The following is a 1,548-nucleotide window of genomic DNA, read 5'->3' as shown; positions in this document are numbered from 1 at the left end:
TTACTTATCCAGCATCGGCAGGTCGAGGCCGTTGTCCCGGGCGCACTGCTTGGCGATCTCGTAGCCGGCATCGGCGTGACGCATCACCCCGGTGCCCGGGTCGTTGCGCAGCACCCGGCCCAGGCGGGCATGGGCGTCATCGCTGCCGTCGGCGACGATCACCACCCCGGCATGCTGGGAGTAGCCCATGCCCACGCCACCGCCGTGGTGCAGCGACACCCAGGTGGCACCGCCTGCGGTATTGAGCAGGGCGTTGAGCAGCGGCCAGTCGGAGACGGTGTCGGAGCCGTCCATCATCGCCTCGGTCTCGCGGTTGGGGCTGGCCACCGAGCCGGAATCCAGGTGATCGCGGCCGATCACGATGGGCGCCTTGAGCTCGCCGTTCTTGACCATCTCGTTGAAGGCCTGGCCGAGGCGGGCGCGGTCCTTGAGGCCCACCCAGCAGATGCGCGCCGGCAGCCCCTGGAAGCTGATCCGCTCCCGGGCCATGTCCAGCCAGCGGTGCAGGTGCTCGTCGTCGGGGATCAGCTCCTTGACCTTCTGATCGGTCTTGTAGATGTCTTCCGGGTCGCCGGAGAGCGCCGCCCAGCGGAAGGGACCGATGCCCTGGCAGAACAGCGGGCGGATATAGGCCGGCACGAAGCCGGGGAAGTCGAAGGCGTTCTCGACACCCTCTTCCATCGCCATCTGGCGGATGTTGTTGCCGTAGTCGAAGGTCGGCACGCCCTGCTTCTGGAAGTCGAGCATGGCCTGGACGTGCACCGCCATGGACTGCTTGGCGGCCTTGACGGTGGCTTCCGGCTGGGTCTTGCCGCGGGCCACGTACTCCTCCCAGGTCCAGCCCTGGGGCAGGTAGCCGTGCAGCGGGTCGTGGGCGCTGGTCTGGTCGGTGACCATGTCCGGGCGCACGCCGCGCTTGACCAGCTCCGGCAGCACATCGGCGGCGTTGGCGCACAGGCCGATGGAGATCGCCTTGCCCTCGGCGGTGTAGCGCTCGATGCGGGCCAGGGCGTCGTCGAGGTCATCGGCCTGCTCGTCCAGGTAGCGGGTGCGCAGGCGGAAATCGAGGCTCGACTGCTGGCACTCGATGTTCAGCGAGCAGGCGCCGGCCAGCGTCGCCGCCAGGGGCTGGGCGCCGCCCATGCCACCGAGGCCGGCGGTGAGGATCCAGCGACCGGTGAGGTCGCCGTTGTAGTGCTGGCGGCCGGCTTCGACGAAGGTCTCGTAGGTGCCCTGGACGATGCCCTGGGAGCCGATATAGATCCACGAGCCGGCGGTCATCTGGCCGTACATCATCAGGCCTTTCTTATCCAGCTCGTTGAAGTGCTCCCAGTTGGCCCAGGCCGGCACCAGGTTGGAGTTGGCGATCAGAACCCGCGGGGCGTCCTTGTGGGTCTCGAAGACGCCCACCGGCTTGCCGGACTGGACCAGCAGGGTCTGGGTCTCCTCCAGGCGCTGGAGGGTCTCGACGATAGTGTCGTAGCACTGCCAGTCGCGGGCGGCGCGGCCGATGCCGCCGTAGACCACCAGGTCCTCGGGGCGCTCGGC

At 68.5% G+C, this 1,548-nt stretch carries 1 protein-coding gene; it reads right to left on the bottom strand.

From position 1 onward, the window contains the following. On the bottom strand, window positions 1-1,548 hold a 1,548-nt coding region (gene hutU / locus HPA02_RS18045; protein WP_146804587.1), incomplete at its 5' end, for a urocanate hydratase.

Origin of the sequence: Bisbaumannia pacifica, assembly GCF_007989625.1 — a bacterium.
Lineage (GTDB): Bacteria > Pseudomonadota > Gammaproteobacteria > Pseudomonadales > Halomonadaceae > Bisbaumannia > Bisbaumannia pacifica.
Note: the sequence above shows the minus strand (reverse complement) of the source record. Positions and strands in the feature narration are given on the sequence as shown.